Source organism: Streptomyces sp. NPDC085931 (genome assembly GCF_044540565.1).
Lineage (GTDB): Bacteria > Actinomycetota > Actinomycetes > Streptomycetales > Streptomycetaceae > Streptomyces.
In genome coordinates this window covers 158,838-178,890 of record NZ_JBITSK010000015.1, presented here as the reverse complement: position 1 = coordinate 178,890, position 20,053 = coordinate 158,838, and the positions used below count along the sequence as shown (strand labels likewise).

18 protein-coding genes, 1 pseudogene and 1 riboswitch are annotated in these 20,053 nt (G+C 72.8%); of the genes and pseudogenes, 11 read left to right on the top strand and 8 right to left on the bottom strand.

Annotated elements, in window-relative coordinates:
* The first annotated feature begins 92 nt into the window (after nt 1-92).
* The 3 genes from ACIGAN_RS28610 (at nt 93) to ACIGAN_RS28600 (ending at nt 3,880) form a co-directional block, all read left to right on the top strand.
* The gene (locus ACIGAN_RS28610) at nt 93-752 is read left to right on the top strand and encodes a response regulator transcription factor (protein ID WP_365735758.1); all 660 of its coding nucleotides are present in this window, start codon (nt 93-95) and stop codon (nt 750-752) included.
* A 157-nt stretch (nt 753-909) separates the two neighbouring features.
* Nucleotides 910-2,838, top strand: coding sequence for a 2-oxoacid:acceptor oxidoreductase subunit alpha (locus tag ACIGAN_RS28605; RefSeq protein WP_399861914.1), 1,929 nt, complete (start codon nt 910-912; stop codon nt 2,836-2,838).
* Nucleotides 2,831-3,880, top strand: a complete 1,050-nt coding sequence (locus ACIGAN_RS28600; RefSeq protein WP_399861912.1) for a 2-oxoacid:ferredoxin oxidoreductase subunit beta — start codon at nt 2,831-2,833, stop codon at nt 3,878-3,880. Before ACIGAN_RS28605 ends, ACIGAN_RS28600 begins: the two co-directional genes overlap by 8 nt.
* 121 nt (nt 3,881-4,001) lie before the next feature.
* Here ACIGAN_RS28600 and ACIGAN_RS28595 read toward each other — a convergent pair whose 3' ends face one another.
* Nucleotides 4,002-4,382 carry a winged helix-turn-helix transcriptional regulator gene (locus ACIGAN_RS28595; protein WP_365088770.1) on the bottom strand — a complete coding sequence of 127 codons (381 nt, stop codon included), beginning with the start codon at nt 4,380-4,382 and terminating at the stop codon, nt 4,002-4,004.
* Nucleotides 4,383-4,473: 91 nt separating this feature from the next.
* Between ACIGAN_RS28595 and ACIGAN_RS28590 the strand changes: the two genes are divergently transcribed.
* Both ACIGAN_RS28590 and rarD read left to right on the top strand, forming a co-directional pair.
* Entirely contained in the window at nt 4,474-5,328 is an 855-nt protein-coding gene (locus ACIGAN_RS28590; RefSeq protein WP_365741607.1) for an SDR family oxidoreductase, read from the top strand.
* A gap of 188 nt (nt 5,329-5,516) precedes the next feature.
* Nucleotides 5,517-6,467, top strand: coding sequence for an EamA family transporter RarD (gene rarD / locus ACIGAN_RS28585; RefSeq protein ID WP_365741710.1), 951 nt, complete (start codon nt 5,517-5,519; stop codon nt 6,465-6,467).
* Here rarD and ACIGAN_RS28580 read toward each other — a convergent pair.
* A pseudogene (locus ACIGAN_RS28580) lies at nt 6,383-6,886 on the bottom strand (hypothetical protein); the annotation flags it as partial. The gene rarD and the pseudogene ACIGAN_RS28580 overlap by 85 nt on opposite strands.
* On the opposite strand from ACIGAN_RS28580, the gene ACIGAN_RS28575 reads away from it, so the two are divergent.
* Entirely contained in the window at nt 6,885-7,358 is a 474-nt protein-coding gene (locus ACIGAN_RS28575) for a VOC family protein (protein WP_365741609.1), read from the top strand. The pseudogene ACIGAN_RS28580 and the gene ACIGAN_RS28575 sit on opposite strands and share 2 nt — an antisense overlap.
* 159 nt (nt 7,359-7,517) lie before the next feature.
* Nucleotides 7,518-8,468 (top strand): M28 family metallopeptidase, encoded by a 951-nt coding sequence (locus ACIGAN_RS28570; protein WP_399861910.1) that lies wholly within the window; start codon nt 7,518-7,520, stop codon nt 8,466-8,468.
* A 14-nt stretch (nt 8,469-8,482) separates the two neighbouring features.
* Here the strand turns inward: ACIGAN_RS28570 and ACIGAN_RS28565 are convergent, their stop codons facing one another.
* A complete protein-coding gene (locus tag ACIGAN_RS28565) occupies nt 8,483-10,708 on the bottom strand; it encodes a hypothetical protein (protein ID WP_399861908.1) in 2,226 nt (741 codons plus the stop codon).
* Nucleotides 10,709-10,866: 158 nt separating this feature from the next.
* Between ACIGAN_RS28565 and ACIGAN_RS28560 the strand changes: the two genes are divergently transcribed.
* From ACIGAN_RS28560 to ACIGAN_RS28550, 3 genes are all read left to right on the top strand, one after another.
* Nucleotides 10,867-11,370: a DUF6668 family protein gene (locus ACIGAN_RS28560; RefSeq protein ID WP_365741614.1), complete on the top strand. Its 504-nt coding sequence runs from the start codon at nt 10,867-10,869 to the stop codon at nt 11,368-11,370.
* A 53-nt stretch (nt 11,371-11,423) separates the two neighbouring features.
* Complete coding sequence (locus tag ACIGAN_RS28555; RefSeq protein ID WP_399861959.1) at nt 11,424-12,566, top strand: amidase family protein; 1,143 nt, start codon at nt 11,424-11,426, stop codon at nt 12,564-12,566.
* Nucleotides 12,567-12,717: 151 nt separating this feature from the next.
* Nucleotides 12,718-13,299, top strand: a complete 582-nt coding sequence (locus ACIGAN_RS28550; RefSeq protein ID WP_365741616.1) for a flavodoxin family protein — start codon at nt 12,718-12,720, stop codon at nt 13,297-13,299.
* 22 nt (nt 13,300-13,321) lie between these two features.
* On the opposite strand, the gene ACIGAN_RS28545 is transcribed toward ACIGAN_RS28550, so the two are convergent.
* From ACIGAN_RS28545 to ACIGAN_RS28530, 4 genes are all read right to left on the bottom strand, one after another.
* Nucleotides 13,322-14,194 (bottom strand): ABC transporter permease, encoded by an 873-nt coding sequence (locus tag ACIGAN_RS28545; protein ID WP_365088758.1) that lies wholly within the window; start codon nt 14,192-14,194, stop codon nt 13,322-13,324.
* Complete coding sequence (locus ACIGAN_RS28540) at nt 14,181-15,161, bottom strand: ATP-binding cassette domain-containing protein (protein ID WP_399861905.1); 981 nt, start codon at nt 15,159-15,161, stop codon at nt 14,181-14,183. The genes ACIGAN_RS28545 and ACIGAN_RS28540 overlap by 14 nt, the downstream gene beginning before the upstream one ends.
* Nucleotides 15,162-15,226: 65 nt before the next feature.
* A complete protein-coding gene (locus ACIGAN_RS28535) occupies nt 15,227-16,489 on the bottom strand; it encodes a LolA family protein (protein ID WP_399861903.1) in 1,263 nt (420 codons plus the stop codon).
* Between the two features lie 233 nt (nt 16,490-16,722).
* Nucleotides 16,723-17,733: a polyprenyl synthetase family protein gene (locus ACIGAN_RS28530; protein ID WP_399861901.1), complete on the bottom strand. Its 1,011-nt coding sequence runs from the start codon at nt 17,731-17,733 to the stop codon at nt 16,723-16,725.
* 504 nt (nt 17,734-18,237) lie between these two features.
* Nucleotides 18,238-18,419: riboswitch (cyclic di-AMP (ydaO/yuaA leader) on the top strand.
* A 3-nt stretch (nt 18,420-18,422) separates the two neighbouring features.
* Here ACIGAN_RS28530 and ACIGAN_RS28525 point away from each other — a divergent pair.
* A complete protein-coding gene (locus tag ACIGAN_RS28525) occupies nt 18,423-19,202 on the top strand; it encodes a transglycosylase SLT domain-containing protein (RefSeq protein ID WP_399861899.1) in 780 nt (259 codons plus the stop codon).
* Here ACIGAN_RS28525 and ACIGAN_RS28520 read toward each other — a convergent pair.
* Entirely contained in the window at nt 19,166-20,014 is an 849-nt protein-coding gene (locus ACIGAN_RS28520; protein ID WP_399861897.1) for an HAD family hydrolase, read from the bottom strand. The two genes, ACIGAN_RS28525 and ACIGAN_RS28520, sit on opposite strands and share 37 nt — an antisense overlap.
* Between the last annotated feature and the right edge of the window lie 39 nt (nt 20,015-20,053).

Sequence of the window (20,053 nt, the reverse complement as noted above, 5' to 3'; positions counted from 1 at the left end):
GCTGGACCCGTCGCACGGGTGGGCGCGAGCCGTTGTGGGCCGCGGACGGGCGGCACCGGGCTGTGGGGGGCCGAACAATCGTGGAGGACAGGGTGCGGGTGGTCATCGCCGAGGATTCCGTGCTGCTCAGGGAGGGCCTGACCCGGCTGCTGACCGACCGGGGGCACGAGGTCGTCGCCGGGGTCGGCGACGGCGAGGCGCTGATCAAGACCATCACGGAGCTGGACGCGCAGGGCGAGCTGCCGGACGTGGTCGTGGCCGACGTGCGGATGCCTCCGACGCACACCGACGAGGGGGTCCGTGCGGCGGTGCAGCTGCGCAAGGCGCACCCCGGGCTGGGCGTGCTGGTGCTGTCGCAGTACGTGGAGGAGCGCTACGCGACGGAGCTGCTCGCGGGCTCCAGCCGGGGCGTCGGCTATCTGCTGAAGGACCGGGTGGCGGAGGTCCGGGAGTTCGTCGACGCGGTGGTGCGGGTGGCCGGGGGCGGGACGGCCCTGGACCCGGAGGTGGTCCAGCAGTTGCTGGGCCGCAGCCGTAAGCAGGACGTGCTGGCGGGGCTCACCCCGCGTGAGCGGGAGGTGCTGGGGCTGATGGCCGAGGGGCGGACGAACTCGGCGATCGCCCGGCAGCTGGTGGTCAGCGACGGGGCGGTCGAGAAGCACGTCAGCAACATCTTCCTCAAGCTGGGCCTGTCCCCGAGCGACGGCGACCACCGCCGCGTGCTGGCCGTGCTGACGTACCTCAATTCGTGAAACCGCCGACATGCCGGTCAAGGCACCGATACGTCTCAAAGTCGTGTCCAACATGCGAATGACCCACGGAAGGCGATCCTCGCGGTCGTAGGGTTGAGCTGGGAGGGCCTGCGGGAAGGTCTGTCCCGGACAGCCGCCTCTAGGGAGGTCCAGTTCAGTGACCAGCCAGGTCAGTAGCCCAGCGGAGCAGGCCGACGGAGCAGTCGTAGGAGAGCAGCGCGAAGCGGCGGGCGCGAAGGACGTCCGGCGCCTGGACCGGGTGATCATCAGGTTCGCGGGGGACTCGGGTGACGGTATGCAGCTCACCGGTGACCGTTTCACCTCGGAGACGGCGTCGTTCGGCAACGATCTGTCGACGCTGCCGAACTTCCCGGCGGAGATCCGGGCGCCGGCCGGGACGCTGCCGGGTGTGTCGTCGTTCCAGTTGCATTTCGCCGACCACGACATCCTGACGCCGGGGGATGCGCCGAATGTGCTGGTGGCGATGAATCCGGCGGCGCTGAAGGCGAACATCGGCGATCTGCCGCGTGGTGCGGAGGTGATCGTCAACACGGACGAGTTCACCCGGCGGGCGATGCAGAAGGTGGGCTACGAGAGGTCCCCGCTGGAGGACGGGTCGCTGGACGGCTATCACGTGCATCCGGTGCCGCTGACCACGCTGACGGTGGAGGCGCTGAAGGATTTCGACCTCACCCGCAAGGAGGCCGAGCGCAGCAAGAACATGTTCGCGCTGGGGCTGCTGTCGTGGATGTATCACCGGCCCACGCAGGGCACGGAGAGGTTTTTGCAATCGAAGTTCGCCAAGAAGCCCGATATCGCGGCGGCCAACATCGCCGCGTTCCGGGCGGGCTGGAACTTCGGTGAGACGACGGAGGACTTCGCGGTCTCCTACGAGGTGGCGCCGGCGGCGACGGCGTTCCCGCCGGGTGTCTACCGCAACATCTCCGGCAACCTGGCCCTGTCCTACGGGCTGATCGCGGCGTCGCGGCAGGCGGATCTGCCGTTGTATCTGGGCTCGTACCCGATCACTCCGGCCTCGGACATCCTGCACGAGCTGAGCCGGCACAAGAATTTCGGGGTGCGCACGTTCCAGGCGGAGGACGAGATCGCCGGGATCGGGGCGGCGCTGGGCGCGGCGTTCGGCGGTTCGCTGGCGGTGACCACGACCAGTGGGCCGGGGGTGGCGCTGAAGTCGGAGACGATCGGGCTGGCGGTGTCGCTGGAGCTGCCGCTGCTGATCGTGGACATCCAGCGCGGCGGGCCTTCGACGGGTTTGCCGACCAAGACCGAGCAGGCGGATCTGCTGCAGGCGATGTTCGGCCGCAACGGCGAGGCCCCGGTGCCGGTGGTCGCCCCGCGCACTCCGGCGGACTGTTTCGACGCCGCGCTGGAGGCGGCCCGGATCGCGCTGGCCTACCGCACGCCGGTGTTCTTGCTCTCCGACGGCTACCTGGCCAACGGCTCCGAGCCCTGGCGCATCCCGGAGCTTGAGGAACTGCCGGATCTGAGGGTGCAGTTCGCGCAGGGCCCCAACCACACCCTGGACGACGGCACCGCAGTGTTCTGGCCCTACAAGCGCGACCCGCACACCCTGGCCCGTCCCTGGGCCGTCCCTGGCACCCCGGGTCTGGAACACCGTATCGGCGGCATCGAGAAGCAGGACGGCACGGGCAACATCTCCTACGACCCGGCCAACCACGACTTCATGGTCCGCACCCGCCAGGCGAAGATCGACGGCATCGACGTGCCCGACCTGCACGTCGACGACCCGGACAGCGCCCGCACCCTCGTCCTCGGCTGGGGCTCCACCTACGGACCGATCACCGCCGCCGTCCGCCGGATCCGCAAGGAAGGCGGCCGGATCGCCCAGGCCCACCTGCGCCACCTCAACCCCTTCCCGCGGAACCTGGGCTCCGTGCTGGAGCGTTACGACAAGGTGGTGATCCCCGAGATGAACCTCGGGCAGCTCGCCACGCTCATCCGGGCGAAGTACCTGGTCGACGCCCACTCGTACAACCAGGTCAACGGCATGCCGTTCAAGGCGGAGCAGCTCGCCTCGGCTCTGAAGGAGGCCATCGATGACTGAGGCACTGAACCTGGTCCCCAAGGCCGAGGCCAAGCAGTCCATGAAGGACTTCAAGTCCGATCAGGAAGTGCGCTGGTGCCCGGGCTGCGGTGACTACGCGATCCTCGCCGCCGTGCAGGGCTTCATGCCCGAACTGGGGCTGGCGAAGGAGAACATCGTCTTCGTCTCCGGCATCGGCTGCTCCTCCCGCTTCCCGTACTACATGAACACCTACGGGATGCACTCCATCCACGGCCGCGCCCCGGCCATCGCCACGGGCCTGGCCAGCAGCCGCCGCGACCTGTCGGTATGGGTGGTCACCGGCGACGGCGACGCCCTGTCCATCGGCGGCAACCACCTCATCCACGCCCTGCGCCGCAACGTCAACCTCAAGATCCTGCTGTTCAACAACCGCATCTACGGCCTGACCAAGGGCCAGTACTCCCCGACCTCCGAGGTCGGGAAGATCACCAAGTCGACGCCGATGGGCTCGCTGGACGCGCCGTTCAACCCGGTGTCGCTGGCGATCGGCGCGGAGGCGTCGTTCGTGGCCCGGACGGTGGACTCCGACCGCAAGCACCTGACGGAGGTGCTGCGCCAGGCCTCCGCCCACCAGGGCACGGCGCTGATCGAGATCTACCAGAACTGCAACATCTTCAACGACGGCGCCTTCGACGCCCTGAAGGACAAGCAGCAGGCCGAGGAGGCCGTGATCCGGCTGGAGCACGGCAAGCCGATCCGCTTCGGCGCCGACCAGGCCAAGGGCGTCGTGCGGGACGAGCTGACCGGGGATCTGAAGGTGGTCGCCGTGACGCCGGAGAACGAGGGACGGATCCTCGTCCACGACGCGCACTCCCCGTCGCCGACGACGGCGTTCGCGCTGTCCCGGCTCGCCGACCCGGACACCCTGCACCACACCCCGATCGGCGTGTTCCGCTCGGTCGAGCGGCCCGTCTACGACACGCAGATGGCCGACCAGCTGGACCAGGCCGTCGAGCAGCACGGCAAGGGCGACCTGGCCGCGCTGCTGGCGGGCGGCGACACCTGGACCGTCGTCGGCTGACCGGCCGCGCACAACGGCCGGGCACAGCGGCCGCGCACCTCGGCCGCGCGCAGCGGCCACGCACCTCGGCCGCGCGCAGCGGCCACGCACCTCGGCCGCGCACCTCTCGGGCCCGGGACCGCTACGAGGCGGCCCGGGCCTCGTCGTACGCCCGGCGCGCCCGCTCCACGTCGTCCATGCGGCGCTGTGTCCACCGCGCGAGGGCCCGGACCTGCTCGGCGGCCTCACGGCCGAGGCCGGTGAGGGAGTAGTCGACGCGGGGCGGGATGACGGGCCGGGCGTCCCGGTGGACCAGGCCGTCGCGCTCCAGGGTCTGGAGGGTCTGGGTGAGCATCTTCTCGCTGACGGCGCGGCCGCCCTGCGCGCCGATCGCCCGGCGCAGCTCGCTGAAGCGGTGCGGGCGGTCCAGGAGCGCGATCAGCACGAGCACGCCCCAGCGGCTGGTGACGTGCTCGAGGACGAGCCGGTGCGGGCACAGCGCCTCACTGCTACTTACTGCCATGCCAGTACCTTACTTCAAAGTGGGTACTTTCCCTAAGTTAGCGCTTCTCCTATGGTTAGTGCCAACGCACCCCACAAGGAGAGTCCTCACCATGAGCATCGTCGTCACCGGAGCCACCGGACACCTCGGCCGTCACGTCGTGGAGCAGCTGCTGGAGAAGGTCCCGGCCGGGCAGATCACCGCGGTCGTGCGCGACGCCGGCAAGGCCGCCGATCTCGCGGAGCGCGGCGTGCGGATCGCCCTCGCCGACTACAACACCCCCTCCTCCTTCGACGGCCTGTTCGCGCCCGGTGACAAGGTGCTGCTCATCTCCGGCAACGAGTTCGACAAGGGCCGGGTGCAGCAGCACAAGGTCGTCATCGACGCCGCCCGGGCGGCCGGTGTGGCCCTGCTCGCCTACACCAGCGCCCCGGGCACCCTGACCGCCGCGCTCGCCGACGACCACCGCGGCACCGAGGAGCTCCTGCTGGACTCCGGCGTGCCCTACGCGCTGCTGCGCAACGGCTGGTACCACGAGAACTACACCGAGAACCTCGCCCCGGTGCTGGAGCACGACGCGGTCGTCGCCGCGGCCGGCGAGGGCAGGGTCTCCTCCGCCTCCCGGGCCGACTACGCCGCCGCCGCCGTGGCCGTGCTGACCGGTGAGGGCCACGAGAACACGACGTACGAGCTGGGCGGCGACACCGCCTGGAGCTTCGCCGAGTACGCGGCCGAGCTGAGCCGGCAGACCGGCCGGGAGATCGCCTACCAGCCCGTCTCCACCGAGGCCCTGACCTCGATCCTGACCGGCGCGGGCCTGCCGGAGCCGGTCGCGCGGATGCTCGCGGGCGTCGACGCCTCCATCGAGAAGGGCGAGCTGGTCGTCTCCACCGGCGACCTGTCCCGGCTGGCCGGCCGCCCCACCACTCCGCTCTCCGAGGCCGTCGCCGCCGCGCTCCGCAACTGACGCCCCGCGCGGCTCCGGGCCCCCGGCCCCCGCCTGTCATGACCGTATGCCGATACGGGCATGACAGGCGGGGGCGCTCGGCGTTACCGTCGAGCACGCGGACAGGACGTGCGAAGGAGGGGCCCGTGACGCGCAAGCCGAGGGGTGAGCGGCACATAGGACTGCTGAACGGCTTCGCGGCCTACGGCATGTGGGGTCTGGTCCCCCTGTACTGGCCCCTGCTCAAGCCGGCGGGAGCGACGGAGATCCTGGCCCACCGGATGGTGTGGTCACTGGTGTTCGTCGGGGCCGCCCTGCTCGTGCTGCGCCGCTGGGCCTGGGCGGGCGAACTGCTGCGGCAGCCGCGCAAGCTGGGCCTGATCGCGGTCGCCGCGACGGTGATCACCGTCAACTGGGGCCTGTACATCTGGGCCGTGAACTCCGGGCACGTCGTCGAGGCCTCACTCGGGTACTTCATCAACCCGCTGGTCACCATCGCGATGGGCGTGCTGCTGCTGAAGGAGCGGCTGCGGCCGGTGCAGTGGGCGGCGGTCGGCACCGGCTGCGCGGCGGTCGTGGTGCTGACCATCGGCTACGGCCGGCTGCCGTGGATCTCCCTGTGCCTCGCCTTCTCCTTCGCCACGTACGGGCTGGTGAAGAAGAAGGTGAACCTCGGCGGCGTCGAGTCGCTGGCCGCCGAGACGGCGATCCAGTTCCTGCCCGCGCTCGCCTTCCTGGTGTGGCTGAGCGCGCGGGGCGGGGCCACCTTCACCGCCGAGGGCCCGGGGCACGCCGCGCTGCTCGCCTCGGCCGGGATCGTCACCGCGCTCCCCCTGGTCTGCTTCGGCGCGGCCGCCATCCGCGTGCCGCTGTCCACCATCGGCCTGCTGCAGTACATGACGCCCGTCTTCCAGTTCCTGCTCGGCGTCTTCTACTTCCACGAGGAGATGCCGCCGGAGCGCTGGGCCGGCTTCGCGCTGGTCTGGCTGGCGCTGGCGCTGCTCACCGGGGACGCGCTGCGCACCGCCCGCCGCACCTCGCGCACGCTGACCACCGAGATCAGCGCGCCCAGCACCACCAGGACGACCGGCACGATCAGCGCCGCGCGGAAGGCCGAGAGCGTGGCCTCGGGACCGGACCCGGTGGACGCCAGGCCGTAGACCGCGGTCACCGCCGAGATGCCGATCGCGGAACCGAACTGCGTCGCCGTGGTCAGCAGCCCGCCGGCCAGGCCCTGCTCCGACTCCTCGACCCCGTCCGTCGCCGCGATCGTCAGCGGCCCGTAGGCCAGGGCGAACGCCAGGCCGGACAGCAGCAGCGTCGGCAACATCATCGCGTAGGACCAGTCCGTGCCGACCGGCAGGAACAGGGCGTAGGCGGCCCCGCCCAGGAGGAAACCGCCGAGGATCACCCGGGCGTCACCGAAGCGGGCGACCAGGCGCCCAGGCACGCGTGCCCATGAACCGACCCTCCTCCGGTGGGGGCCGGCCACGCAAACGGGATTCGGTCCGCTCGTCGGCTCCCCGGCCGCTGCGCCTTCGGTGCCGTGGCGGCCCGCGTGCAGTACATGTGGTCGCATGACGCAGACACCGGCATCAGCCACCCCCGTGCACTGGAAAGTGGTCATCGACGCGAACGACCCGCACGCGCAGGCCGACTTCTGGGCCGCCGCGCTGCGGTACGAGGTCGAGGACAACAGCGCCCTCATCGAGCGGCTGCTCGGCTTCGGCGCGCTGCCGGAGGAGGCCACGGTCGAGTTCCACGGCCGCCGCGCCTTCCGCGACCTGGTCGCCGTACGGCACCCCGCGGACCCGTTCGAGGAGGAGAGCGGGACCGGGCTCGGGCGACGGCTGCTGTTCCAGCGGGTGCCGGAGGCCAAGGCGGGCAAGAACCGGCTGCACCTCGATCTGCACCCGGGTGCGGGGCGGCGCGAGGAGGAGGCCGCACGGCTGGAGAGGCTCGGGGCGCGGGTGCTGCGGCGGGTGGCGGAGCAGGGCGGCGAGTGGCTCGTGATGGCGGACCCGGAGGGCAACGAGTTCTGCGTGCAGTGACGGCGAGCGGGACTCCCCTCCCGGCCCGGGGCGCCAACGCCGTGGCCGGTTCGATGTCTTGACGGAGAGTCAGTACCAGCTTCACCATCCAGGCACCCCATTCACTGTGGGCCGCCCGTGGAACCCGCGGGCGGCCCCAAGGGAATCCGGAGCCCCCACATGAAGCTCTCCGTTTCCGCGCGCGCCGTCGCCGCGGCCGGCATGGCGACCGCCATGCTGCTGACCGGCGGTGCCGTGGCCGGTGCCGCGTCCTCCGCTCCCACCCGAGCGGCCGCCGCGCCGGACATACCGGTGGCGAACGTCAAGGCCCACCTGTCCCAGCTGCAGTCCATAGCCACCGCCAACGGCGGCAACCGCGCGCACGGCCGCGCCGGCTACAAGGCCTCGCTCGACTACCTCAAGGCCAGACTGGACGCCGCCGGTTACACCACCACCGTCCAGCAGTTCACCGCCTCCGGCCGCACCGGCTACAACCTGATCGCCGACTGGCCCGGCGGCGACGCCGGCCAGGTCGTGATGGCCGGCTCCCACCTCGACAGCGTCTCCTCCGGGCCCGGCATCAACGACAACGGGTCCGGCTCGTCCGCCGTCCTGGAGACGGCCCTGGCCGTGTCCCGGGCGCAGTACAAGCCCACCAAGCACCTGCGGTTCGCCTGGTGGGGTGCCGAGGAACTCGGTCTGGTCGGCTCCCGGTACTACGTCAACCGGCTGGCCACCGGCGACCGTTCACGGATCAGCGCGTACCTGAACTTCGACATGATCGGCTCCCCGAACCCCGGCTACTTCGTCTACGACGACGACCCGGCGATCGAGAAGACGTTCAAGGACTACTTCACCGGCATCGGCGTCCCGACGGAGATCGAGACCGAGGGCGACGGCCGCTCCGACCACGCGCCCTTCAAGAGCGCGGGCGTTCCCGTGGGCGGCCTGTTCACCGGGGCCGGCCGCGTGAAGACGGCGGCGCAGGCGGCCAAGTGGGGCGGTACGGCGGGGCAGGCCTTCGACCGCTGCTACCACTCCTCCTGCGACACCACGGCCAACATCAACGACACGGCCCTGAACCGCAACAGCGACGCCGTCGCCCACGCGGTGTGGGCGCTGTCGCAGTAGCCTCCGGTCCTGCCTCACCGCGCGCGGGCGCGTGCGGTGAGGCGGCCCATGCGGGCGCGGGCGGACTCCAGTTCCTCGATCTCCTCGGCGGCGGGGCCGCCGGCGGAGGCCAGCTCGGTCCACAGGCCGACCAGGTCGCGGCCGAGTTCCAGTCCCAGGGCCGGATCGCGCACCGCCCGCCAGGCGGTGGCCGCGCTGCGCACGTTGCCGTAGGCGCCCTCCGCGTCACCGGCCCGGCGCCGCGCACCGGCCAGGTCGAGCGAGAGGTGGAAGGCGCGGAGCGGGTCACCGGCCAGGTAGGCGATGTACGCGGTCAGTTCGCGCAGCCGGAGCACCTCCGGGTGCTCCGGTCCCAGCGTCTCCGACGCCTGGGCGACGGTCCGGTCCGCCAGGTCGGCCGCCGCCTCGATCCGGCCCTCCTTCACGGCCTCGTTGATCCGCGCGACCGGCTCCGCGAGGAGCGCGGGTGCGGCGGGGTCGCCCGGGGCGCCGAGGGGTTCGTCCCCGAGCACGGCCTCCGCGACGGCGTCGAAGCCGCGGGCGGGGGTGGGCTTGGGGTCGGGATCGGCGGCGAGCAGGGCGGCGTCCGGCACCGGCTCGGGCCGGGGCCCGGGCCCGGGTCCGGCCCCCGGAACGGGGAGCGGCCGCGCGTCCATGGACGGCGGCGGACCGAACGCCCCGGTGGGCACCCCGACGGTCCCGTCCGACCCCGCACTCGAGGACGGGGCCGGGGACGTCGAGCCCTGCGGCACGGAGGAGACCGGGCCGTGCGGGGTCGCGTACGTGCCCTTCAGCGCATCGGAGGACGGGTCCTGCGGCACGACCGGACGCGAGGCCGAGGGTGCGGCCGGGGGTGTGGCCTGCGGTGCGGCGGGACGCGAGGCGTCAGGTGCGGCCGGGGGTGTAGCCGGGGGTGCTGCCTGCGGTGCGGCCGGACGCGAGGAGTCAGGTGCGGCCGAGGGTGTAGCCGGGGGTGCGGCCTGCGGTGCCGGAGGCGTGTCCCGCGGCGAGCCGGGGCGCGCGTCCTGCGGGGCGGTCGAAGACGCGCCGTGCGGGGAGCCGAAGGGCGCATCCTGCGGCGCGACCGGGCGCGAGGCCTCGGGTGCAGCCGAGGGTGCGGCCTGCGGTGCCGGAGGCGTGTTCCGCAGCGAGCCGGGATGCGCGTCCTGCGGGGCGGTCGAAGACACGCCGTGCGGCGAGCCGAAGGGCGCATCCTGCGGCGCGGCCGGGGGCGAGGCCTCCGGTGCGGCCGAGGGTGAGGCCTGCGGTGCCGGAGGCGTGTCCCGCGCCGAGCCGGGGCGCGCATCCTGCGGCGCGGTCGAAGACGCGCCGTGCGGCGAGCCGAAGGGCGCATCCTGCGGCGCAACCGGGCGCGAGGCCTCCGGTCCGGCCGAGGGTGCGGCCTGCGGTGCGGCCGGACGCGAGGCCTCGGGTGCGGCCGAGGGTGTAGCCGGGGGTGCCGGAGGCGTGTTCCGCGGCGAGCCGGGGCGCGCGTCCTGCGGGGCCGTCGGAGGTGTGCTCTGTGATGGGTCGGGGAGCGCGTCCTGCGGGGCAGGGGGTTGCTGTACCGCGCGCAGCTCGAACGTCGGCACGGGCTGGTCCGCCGGCTCCGGCTCGGGCACCGCCCGCAGCGGAAACGTCGGGGTCGTGCCGCGCGCCGGATCCGGCGCGGGGCGCAGGACGTGCGTGGCCCGGTCACCCTCGTGGCGCTCCCGTCCGGCCGGGGGCGCGGCCAGCGGCTCGGCGGGGTTCGGGACCGAGGTCTCGGCGGAAGCCGGACGCGAGGGCCCGGCCGGCGCCGCGTGCACCGGCCCCGCCGGGGGCATGGACGTCGCCCCGGGCGAAAACGCCTGCGCCGGTCCGGCCGGAGGCGTGTGCGTCGGGGGTGGTGGAGGGGGGCCGGTCGGCGTCGGTGGGGTCGTGCGGGTCGGTTCCGCGGTGAAGTGGCTGGAACCGTCCGGGTCGACGCGGAGCGGGACGACGTAGCCGATCCGCTCGTCGTGGACCGTGGCGAGGACGGCATGGCCCGTGGCCAGGGCGATGTGGTGCAGGCGGCCGAGGACGGCCTGCTGGATCTCCTCGCCGGGGGCCGCGAAGACGCGGACGCCGCCGACCGAGGCCCCCTCGGACACCGCGCTCGCTCCGGCCCCGGGGACGTGGACGTCGATCGGCGCCGCCGGGGTCGCCGCGTGTGCGGCCTGCTTCTGTTCCCGCTTCTTCTCGCGGCTGAGTCGCGACATCGTCCCCTCACTGGGCGTCGTACACCTAGTGTCGAGTGTGTCCGCTCGCCCCCGTTTCTCACGTCACCGGGGTGTCACAGGCTCGTCCCAAGGCCCGTGCGCCCGAACGGGTCGTTCGGCAGGGCATGAGGACCGGGTGCACGAGGGAGGAGAAGGGCATGCACACAGGCATGCGACAGGGTCCGGAGATCTGGCTGAGACCCCCGGTGGCCGCCCCGGGTCCCGGCGCCCCCGAGCCCGCGCACGACCGTGCCGCGGCACGCCGTTTCTCCTGGGTCGGCACGCACGGCGGGGCAGGCGTCTCCACGCTCGCCGCGGTCTACGGCGGTCATGACAGCGGCCGCGCCTGGCCCGCTGCCGGTGCCCCGCCGTCGGTGCTGCTGGTGGCCCGGACGCACGCGGCCGGTCTCGACACGGTCGCCGGCGCGGTGGAGGCGTTCCGCCGCGGTCAGGCTCCCCCGGAACTGGACCTCGACGCCGTCGTCCTGGTGGCGGACGCCCCGGGCCGGCTGCCGCGTCCGCTGGCCCAGCGGGTGAAGTCCCTGGAGTCGGTCATCGACGTGTACCGCGTGCCGTGGGTGCCGGCGTGGCGGCTCGGTGAGCTCGGCCGTCCGCCGCGTGAGACGGCGGCCCTGGCCCGGCTGACCGGAGCGGTGCACTGACGGCCGTCACGCCGACGGCCGGGGAACTCGCCGCGGGCGTCCGTGCCCGGCAGCTGCGCGCGGTCGACGTCGTCGCGGCGGCGCTGGAACGGATCGACCGGGCCGACCGGACGCTGTGCGCGTTCGTCGAGGTGTGGCACGAGGAGGCGCTGCGCCGGGCGGCGGAGCTGGACGCGCTGCTGGACGCGGGCGGGGGCGGGGCGCTGCCGCTGGCCGGTGTGCCGGTCGCCGTGAAGGGGCGGCGCGGGCTGCGCGCGGCGGGCCCGCTGCTCACCGCCGGTGCCGTCGCCGTGGGGGCGACCTCGGTGCCCGGGCCGGGAACGCCGTGGCAGACCTGGGGACTCGGGGCCCGGGGCCGGACCGTCAACCCGTGGCGGGCCGACCGTACGCCGGGTGGCTCGTCGGCCGGGGCCGCGGTCGCGGTGGCGGCCGGGCTGGTGCCGCTGGCGACGGGCGGCGACGGGGCCGGGTCGGTGCGGATCCCGGCGGCCTGGTGCGGGGTGCTCGGGCTGAAGGCCACGAACGGACGGCTGCCCTCCGCCGACCGCTCGGGACTGGCCGCCCCGGGCGTGCTCGCGCGCTCGGCGGCGGACGCGGCGATGTGGTGGCAGGCGGTGTCGGGCGAAGCGGCGGTGGCCCGTCCGCCCCTGCCCGTGGCCGCCGGCTGGTCGCCCGACCTCGGTTTCGCCGGGCCCGACCCGGAGCCCGTCGCCCTGGCCCGGGCCCTGGCCGAGCGGCTCGCGGCGGCGGGTGTCGTACGGCTGGTGCGGCCGCGGACGCCGGTGCGGCTGAGGGATCCCGCGCCCGCCTGGCTCGCCCTGCGCGCCCTGCACGCCCTGCGCGCCCCTGGTGCCGTGTCGCCCGGGAACACGCCCGAGCCGGATCCCGGGCGCGCCGCGGCGCACCGCGTCCGGGCGGAGAACGACCGGCGGCTGGCCGGCGCGTTCAGCGAGGCCCCCCTCCTGCTGACGCCGACGGCCCCGACCGCCCCGCACGGCCACGACGGACCCGGCGACCGCTACTCCACCTCGCTCACCTGGGCGTTCAACCTCAGCGGGCATCCGGCCCTGAGCCTGCCCGCCGGCTTCGGCCGCGACGGCTGCCCGGCCGGCCTGCAACTCGTCGCCCCGCACGGGCGGGAGGCGCTGCTCCTGGCCGTGGCACGGGAGGCGGAAGCACGCGGCGCCGGCCGCTGACGGGCCGCAGAGGGCACGCCGGCGCCCTCATGCCCCCGGGAGGGACGTACTTACCCCGGCGCGGCCCGGCGCCCCTTGGCACATTTAGTTGCGTACGCATATGATGCAAGCGCGCATAATTGATGCACGCCGACCATTCAAGGGGACCGCCATGACCCGCCGCTTCCTTTTCGTCCTGGGCAGCTCCCGTGCCGACGGCAACACCGAGCTGCTGGCCCGGCGGGCAGCCGAGCAGCTGCCGCCGGGCGTCGCCCAGCAGTGGATCGACCTGCGGGAACACCCGCTCCCCGAGTTCGAGGACCTGCGGCACGACAGCGACCACGTCCGCCCCACCGAGGGCAGCACGGCCCTGCTGCTCGACGCCACGCTCGCGGCGACGGACATCGTGATCGCCTCGCCCCTGTACTGGTACTCGGTCTCCGCGCAGACCAAGCGCTACCTGGACCACTGGTCGGGCTGGCTGCGCACGCCCGGGATCGACTTCAAGGCGACCCTGGCCGGACGCACGCTGTGGGGCGTCACCGCCCTGGCGCACGAGGAGGAGGTCGTCGCCGACCCGCTGATCGGGACGCTCGGCAACTCCGCCGCCTACATGGGGATGCGCTTCGGCGGGGTGCTGCTCGGCAACGGCAGCAAGCCCGGTGACGTGCTGAACGACACCGAGGCCCTGGCCCGCGCCAAGACGTTCTTCGCGCAGGAGGCACCGCTCGCCCGCTTCCCGTACGAGCAGTGAGGTCCGCCCCCGGCCGGTCCGGCTAGGCCGTGACGTCCTTCGTCGTGAAGCGCGCCCAGGCCGCCGTGCCGAACACCGCCGCGTACAGGGCCTGCAGGCCGAGGTTCTTCGCCAGCTCGTCCCAGTAGACCGGCTCGCGCATGAGGTCGGCGAAGGACAGCCAGTAGTGGGAGAAGAAGTACGGCTGGAGGGCGTGCAGTTGCGGGATCTGGTCGAGGATCTGGACCGTGATCAGCAGGCCCACCGTCGTCGCCATCGCCGCGATGCCGCTGTTGGTCAGCGTCGACACGAACAGGCCGAGCGCCGCCACGCCGATCAGTGAGGCGGCGACGGCCAGGGAGATCAGCAGGGCTCTGCCCAGACCCTCGGCGAAACTGATCCGCGTACCCGAGATGGTCGTCAGGTCGCCGAGCGGGAAGAGCAGCGCGCCGGCCACCAGGGCCGAGACGGCGACCACGAGGGTGGCCGCCAGGCAGAACAGGACGACCGTCGCGTACTTGGTGAGCAGCAGCCGGGTGCGGCCGGCCGGGGCGACCAGGAGGTAGCGCAGCGTACCGGCGTTGGCCTCCCCGGCGATCGCGTCGCCCGCGACGACACCCACCGCCATCGGCAGGAAGAACGGCAGGGTGGCGGCCAGGGCGGTGAAGACCAGGAACAGGCCGTTGTTGGTGATCTGCGAGATGAAGGCCGGACCGCCGCCCCCGCCGGGCGAGGAACCGTCGCTCGTCTCGATCCTGACGGCGATGCCGACCAGGACCGGCACGCCCGCCAGGACGGCCAGCAGCGCCAGGGTGCGCCAGCGCCGGAAGGTGATGGTCAGTTCGTTGCGCAGCAGCCCGAAGGTCCACAGCGGGTTCGCCGGCCCCTCGGTCCGCGTGACGTCAGCCCGCGACATCGAAGCCCTCCCCGGTCAGTGCCACGAACGCGTCCTCCAGCGAGGCTCGTTCGGCCGTGAAGCCGCGCACCCGCACCCCTGCCGCGACCAGCGCGGCGTTCAGCTCGGCCAGGTCGCGGTCCGGGACCTCACCGGTGACCCGGTCGCCGGCGACGGAGAGGTCGCCGACGCCCTGTTCCTTCAGCACGCGGGCCGCCTCCGCCGCGTCCGGCGTGGTCACCACCAGCCGGCCGCGCGCCCCGGCGGCCAGCTCGGCGACCGGGCCCTGGGTGAGGAGCCGGCCCTGCGCCATCACGGCCGCGTGGGTGCAGACCTGCTCGATCTCGTCGAGGAGGTGCGAGGAGAGGAAGACGGTCGTGCCGTCGGAGGCGAGTTCGCGGATCAGGGTGCGGATCTCGCGCATGCCCTGCGGGTCCAGGCCGTTGGTCGGTTCGTCGAGGACCAGCAGCCTGCGCGGCCGGAGCAGGGCGGCGGCCAGGCCCAGGCGCTGCTTCATGCCGAGCGAGTACGCCTTGGCCTTCTTGCCCGCCGCGGCCGTCAGGCCCACCCGGTCCAGGGCGGCGGCGACCCGGGCCCGCCGGGTGCGCGGATCGGCGGCCGGGTCGGCGGCGTCGTAGCGCAGGAGGTTGTCGCGGCCGGAGAGGAAGCCGTAGAGGGCGGGGCCCTCGATGAGGGCGCCGACCTGCGGGAGCACGGCGCGGGTGGCCCTGGGCATGGGGCGCCCGAGGACCCGCGCCGTGCCGGAGGTGGGCTCGATCAGGCCCATCAGCATGCGGATGGTGGTGGTCTTGCCGGAGCCGTTGGGGCCGAGGAAACCGAAGACGCTGCCCGCCGGGACGGTCAGGTCCAGACCGTCGACGGCGAGCTGTCCGCCGCGGTAGCGCTTGGTGAGCGCGCGGGTGGCGATGACCGGTTCCCCGGTCTGCTCGCCCGGCTGCTCCGGCTCCGCGGCGGACGGTTCGCCCATCGGCTTCCTCGTTCTCTTCGCGTCCCGCGCGGTGCGGGGCCGGCTGCCCCGCGCGCGGACGGGACTCACTTCCCGGCGTCGGCCGCCTTCACGAGCGCGTCCTTGGTGACGGCGCCCACGTAGACCTTGCCGTCGTCGGTGACCAGGGCGTTGATCAGACGGGTCGAGAAGACCGTGCCCGAGCCGAAGTCGCCGGTGACCTTGTCGCCGAGCGAGTCGAGGAAGCCGCCGAACTGGCCGGCCGCCTCGCCGGAGGGCACGCCCTCGCCGCCGGTGTCGAAGGTCGCTATGGCGTTCCAGCCCTCGCCGATGGTCTTCACGCCCGCGGGGCCGTCGCCGAGGCCGGCGCCGGGCTTCGGGGCCTTCTCCGCGTGCCCGCGCGCCCCGCCCTTCTCGAAGTCCTTGCCGAAGTCCTTGCCGAATTCCTTGCCGAAGTCCTTTCCGGCGTCCTTCTCCTCGGTGACCTTCGCGCCCTTCGGCGGGGTGAAGTCGAAGGTCGAGGCGGCCGGCTTGGCGAAGCCGACCTGGGTGAAGCCCACGTCGACGACGGCGGCGCCGCCGCTCGACGGGGTCAGCGTGAACTTCAGCGGCGTACCCGTCTCCGCGTCCACCGCGACGGTGATCGCGCCGACGGTCGAGCCGGACTGCTTCGGCTCGACCAGCAGCTTGTAGGCGTCCCGGCCGGCGACCTGGGCGGTGCCGTCCACGGTCACGGAGGTCGTGTCGCCGACGGCCTTCAGGGCCTCCTCGGCGAAGTCCTTCGGCGTGGCCGGCGGCTGCCGGTCCTTGTCGCGCTCCGGGCCGGCGGAGGCGGTGCCGTGGTAGACCTCGTTGGACTTGCTGTCGTAGGCCCAGACGTCCTTGCCGTTGTGGACGATGCTGTACTCGGCGGCGTTCTCCAGCAGCGACAGCTTCTGCCGGTCGGGGCCGTCGGCGGCGACGCGCAGGGTGTGCGTGCCGGAGGCCAGTTCGGTGAGCTTGGCCGTCGGGTCGGCGGAGGAGGAGCCCTCGCCCCCGCCCGCGGCGCCGGACAGCAGGCCGGACTCCAGGCCGCCGAGGTTCGGCAGGCCGAGGTCGGTGCTGATCTTCACCGTGCCGGAGAACTGCTCGGTGTCCGACTCGGCGATCTTCTGGATGAGCTGCTCTGCGGTGATCTTCGGAAGGTCGGGGTCACCGGAGTCGGCGAGTGCGGGGACCAGGCCGATCGTCGCGGCCGCCACCCCCACCACCGTCACCGGGACGACGTACCGCGCGGCCTTGCGCCGCCGGGAGTTCCGCTCGTCGACCTCCCCGCCGGTCGTGCTGTCGTCGGATGCGTACGGTGCCATGTGTGCCCTACCTCCGTGGTCGGCGGCGGCTGTCCGTGTCGTGCACGCACTCGTCCCTGAGCCGCCATTCTCACCCGAACAGGTGAGGAGTGGTGTTTTCCGTGGTTTCCATCTGACCAAATCGGCCAGGCAGATACGTCAGACCCCGGACTCAACTCGGCGTACTGCTGGGGTATGACACGGGAGGGCGGCTCCTCCCCCGACCCGTAGGGGTCGGGGGGGGCGGCGGGCGGTCAGCCGGCCCGGTGCACCACCGCGTCGCACAGTTCCACCAGGGCCGTCTTCGCGGCGCACTCGGGCAGCGGTGCCAGCGCCGAGCGGGCGTCCTCGGCGTAGCGGACGGTGTCCCGGCGGGCCTGTTCGAGCGCCGGGTGGGCGCGCAGCAGGCGCAGGGCCTCGGCGTGCCGGGCGTCGTCGGTGAGGTCGGAGTCCAGCAGCTCGCACAGGGCGACGTCCTCGGCGAGCCCGAGCCGGGCCGCCCGCTCGCGCAGCCGCAGCACCGGCAGGGTGGGGATGCCCTCGCGCAGGTCGGTGCCGGGGGTCTTGCCGGACTCGTGGGAGTCGGAGGCGATGTCCAGGACGTCGTCGGCGAGCTGGAAGGCGACGCCGAGCCGCTCGCCGTACTGGGTCAGCACGTCCACGACCGTCTCGTCGGCGCCGGACATCATCGCGCCGAACCGGCAGGAGACGGCGACCAGCGAGCCGGTCTTGCCGCCCAGCACGTCGAGGTAGTGCTCGACGGGGTCGCGGCCGTCCTGCGGTCCGGCCGTCTCCAGGATCTGGCCGGTGACCAGCCGCTCGAACGCCTCGGCCTGCACCCGCACGGCCTCCGGGCCGAGGTCGGCCAGGATGTGCGAGGCGCGCGCGAAGAGGAAGTCGCCGGTGAGGACCGCGACGGAGTTGCCCCAGCGGGTGTTGGCGCTGTCCACCCCGCGGCGCACGGCGGCCTCGTCCATCACGTCGTCGTGGTACAGCGTGGCGAGGTGGGTCAGCTCCACGACCACGGCCGACGGCACGATGCCGGGCGCGTGCCGGTCGCCGAACTGGGCGGCGAGCATCACGAGCAGCGGCCGGAACCGCTTGCCGCCGGCCCGCACCAGATGCTGGGCGGCCTCCGTGATGAAGGGCACCTCACTCTTGGTGGCCTCTAGCAGGCCTTCCTCGACAGCCGCCAGTCCGGCCTGGACATCGGCCTCCAGAGCCTGGTCCCGCACGCTCAGCCCGAACGGCCCGACGTCGGTCACGAGGGGTCTCCTGTCTGCTGGTGTCTGCCGGTGCTTACGCGGATTGTCGATAGGTCGCTGCCATCACTCGGATCAGCGTATCCGGTCACGTTTCGATCACCGCCAGCGCCCATGGTTACAGGCCGGGTGGTATCCGATCACGACCGCTATGTTTTCGATCAGCTCATAAGAACAGACATGTTCCGACTTACCGGGAATTCGCGACCTATGCGAGATTTGCGGCATTAACGAAGCAAATTCCTCTTGCGGGACATTGCGCCCCGGGTCGTGATCAGTGAATTGAATCACTTCGGCCCTTCCCCGGCCCCACCGGGGCACCGGGCGGTTTCGCCTTCCGCCGAAAGCGAGTTGAGGCTTGGCTCGCGCAAAGGATCAAGCGGTCCGATCCCCCCGGACCAAGGTCGAACAGTGCCTGGTGTGACTCCGGTGCTTGTTCCCGGCATGTGCTCTCGCATACGTTCCGGCCCAGTCCGGCGGACCGCCGAATCCTGCCGCCGCCCGGACTCCCCACACACACCGACTCACTCACGCAGGGCAGGAGCGGGGGACCCAGGTAAGTCGCCGGTCCGCACGACAGCGGAACGGCTCGGGGTGAAGCCGCGCACGACAGCAGCACGCCGTGTGCGGCCGGGCACCTCCCGGCCCGAACCCGACAGCTCACCTCGCAGGCGCCGGAGAGGAACATCGCCATGCCCGGACGAGGTAAGCACCGTCGCCCCAGCAGGAACCCGATCACCCGTGGTGTCGTCGCCGTCGGAACCGGCGGAGCGGCACTGACCCTGCCGCTCCTCGGCGCCACGCACGCGAGCGCCGCCGAGCCCCAGAGCGCGCCCGCCGCGCAGACCGTGCCGGCCGCGCAGACCGTGCCGCAGGCGGCCCAGCCCGCCACGTCGCTCACGTACACCGTGGCCAAGGGCGACACGCTGTACGGCATCGCGGAGAAGTACGACGTCTCCGGCGGCTGGAAGCAGCTCTACAAGGCCAACCGCGCCGCCGTCGGCGACGACCCGGCGGTGATCCACGCGGGTCTGAAGCTCAAGGTGGCCACGGCCAAGGCCGCCGCCGAGAAGAAGGCCACGCAGTCGTCCGCCCCGGCCGAGCCGGCCGGTGGCGTGACCCGGGCCACCCCGGCCGCCGCGAAGACCTACGCGAACAACCTCGACGGATGGATCCGCGAGGCGCTCGACATCATGGCCCAGCAGGGCATCCCGGGCTCGTACGACGGCATCTACCGCAACATCATGCGGGAGTCGTCCGGCAACCCGCAGGCGATCAACAACTGGGACTCGAACGCCGCCAAGGGCACCCCGTCCAAGGGCCTGCTCCAGGTCATCGACCCGACCTTCGCCGCCTACCACGTGCCCGGCACCCCCTACGACCCGTACGACCCGGTCGCCAACATCACGGCGGCCTGCAACTACGCGGCCGACCGCTACGGCTCGATCGACAACGTCAACGGCCCGTACTGAGCCGTCCCGCCCAGCAGTCGTTCGAGGACGACGGCGATGCCGTCGTCCTCGTTCGACAGCGTGATCTCGTCGGCCACGGCCTTGAGTTCGGGATGGCCGTTGGCCATCGCGACGCCGTACGCCGCCCAGTCGAACATCGGGATGTCGTTGGGCATGTCACCGAAGGCGATGGTGTCCGCGGGCCGCAGCCCCAGGTGCTCGGCGGCCAGCGCCAGCCCCGTCGCCTTGGTGACACCGCACGGCTGCAGCTCGACCGTGCCCGGCCCCGACATCGTCACCGTCGCCAGTGACCCCACCACCGAGCGGGCCGTCGCCGCCAGTTCGTCGTCCGACAGACAGGGGTGGCGCAGCAGCACCTTGCTGATCGGCTCGCCCCACAGCTCGTCGCGCCGGTCGACCCGCACCGCGGGCAGCGTCGGGTGCGGCATGAGGTAGCCCGGCTCGATGAGCGTGAGCCCGTCGACCCCGTCCTGGTCGACCGCCGCGTACACCTCCCCCACCTCGGCCTCGATCTTCCCGAGGGCCGTCTCGGCCAGCTCCCGGTCGAGCGTGACGGACCACAGCATCCGGTGCGCGCCGGCGTCGTACACCTGCGCGCCCTGCCCGCACACCGCGAGCCCCGTGCACCCCAGGTCGTCCAGGAGCGGCCGCACTCTCGGCGCCGGGCGGCCCGTCACCACGAGGTGCTGGGCACCGGCGTCCGCCACCCGCGCGAGTGCGGCGAGGGACCGGTCGGACAGGGTGTCGTCGCCGCGCAGCAGCGTCCCGTCCAGGTCGGTGGCGATGAGTGAATATGCGAGGGGTGCGGCCATGATCAGAGAATACGGACAACGCGCCCGTTCGTTTCATCG

What these genes read in the sequence shown, in the direction of transcription:
- ACIGAN_RS28600 (WP_399861912.1), top strand. Translation starts at nt 2,831, where the DNA reads ATGACTGAGGCACTGAACCTGGTCCCCAAGGCCGAGGCCAAGCAGTCC.
- ACIGAN_RS28595 (WP_365088770.1), bottom strand. Translation starts at nt 4,382, where the DNA reads ATGGCAGTAAGTAGCAGTGAGGCGCTGTGCCCGCACCGGCTCGTCCTC.
- ACIGAN_RS28590 (WP_365741607.1), top strand. Translation starts at nt 4,474, where the DNA reads ATGAGCATCGTCGTCACCGGAGCCACCGGACACCTCGGCCGTCACGTC.
- rarD (WP_365741710.1), top strand. Translation starts at nt 5,517, where the DNA reads ATGTGGGGTCTGGTCCCCCTGTACTGGCCCCTGCTCAAGCCGGCGGGA.
- ACIGAN_RS28575 (WP_365741609.1), top strand. Translation starts at nt 6,885, where the DNA reads ATGACGCAGACACCGGCATCAGCCACCCCCGTGCACTGGAAAGTGGTC.
- ACIGAN_RS28570 (WP_399861910.1), top strand. Translation starts at nt 7,518, where the DNA reads ATGAAGCTCTCCGTTTCCGCGCGCGCCGTCGCCGCGGCCGGCATGGCG.
- ACIGAN_RS28565 (WP_399861908.1), bottom strand. Translation starts at nt 10,708, where the DNA reads ATGTCGCGACTCAGCCGCGAGAAGAAGCGGGAACAGAAGCAGGCCGCA.
- ACIGAN_RS28560 (WP_365741614.1), top strand. Translation starts at nt 10,867, where the DNA reads ATGCACACAGGCATGCGACAGGGTCCGGAGATCTGGCTGAGACCCCCG.
- ACIGAN_RS28550 (WP_365741616.1), top strand. Translation starts at nt 12,718, where the DNA reads ATGACCCGCCGCTTCCTTTTCGTCCTGGGCAGCTCCCGTGCCGACGGC.
- ACIGAN_RS28545 (WP_365088758.1), bottom strand. Translation starts at nt 14,194, where the DNA reads ATGTCGCGGGCTGACGTCACGCGGACCGAGGGGCCGGCGAACCCGCTG.
- ACIGAN_RS28540 (WP_399861905.1), bottom strand. Translation starts at nt 15,161, where the DNA reads ATGGGCGAACCGTCCGCCGCGGAGCCGGAGCAGCCGGGCGAGCAGACC.
- ACIGAN_RS28535 (WP_399861903.1), bottom strand. Translation starts at nt 16,489, where the DNA reads ATGGCACCGTACGCATCCGACGACAGCACGACCGGCGGGGAGGTCGAC.
- ACIGAN_RS28525 (WP_399861899.1), top strand. Translation starts at nt 18,423, where the DNA reads ATGCCCGGACGAGGTAAGCACCGTCGCCCCAGCAGGAACCCGATCACC.
- ACIGAN_RS28520 (WP_399861897.1), bottom strand. Translation starts at nt 20,014, where the DNA reads ATGGCCGCACCCCTCGCATATTCACTCATCGCCACCGACCTGGACGGG.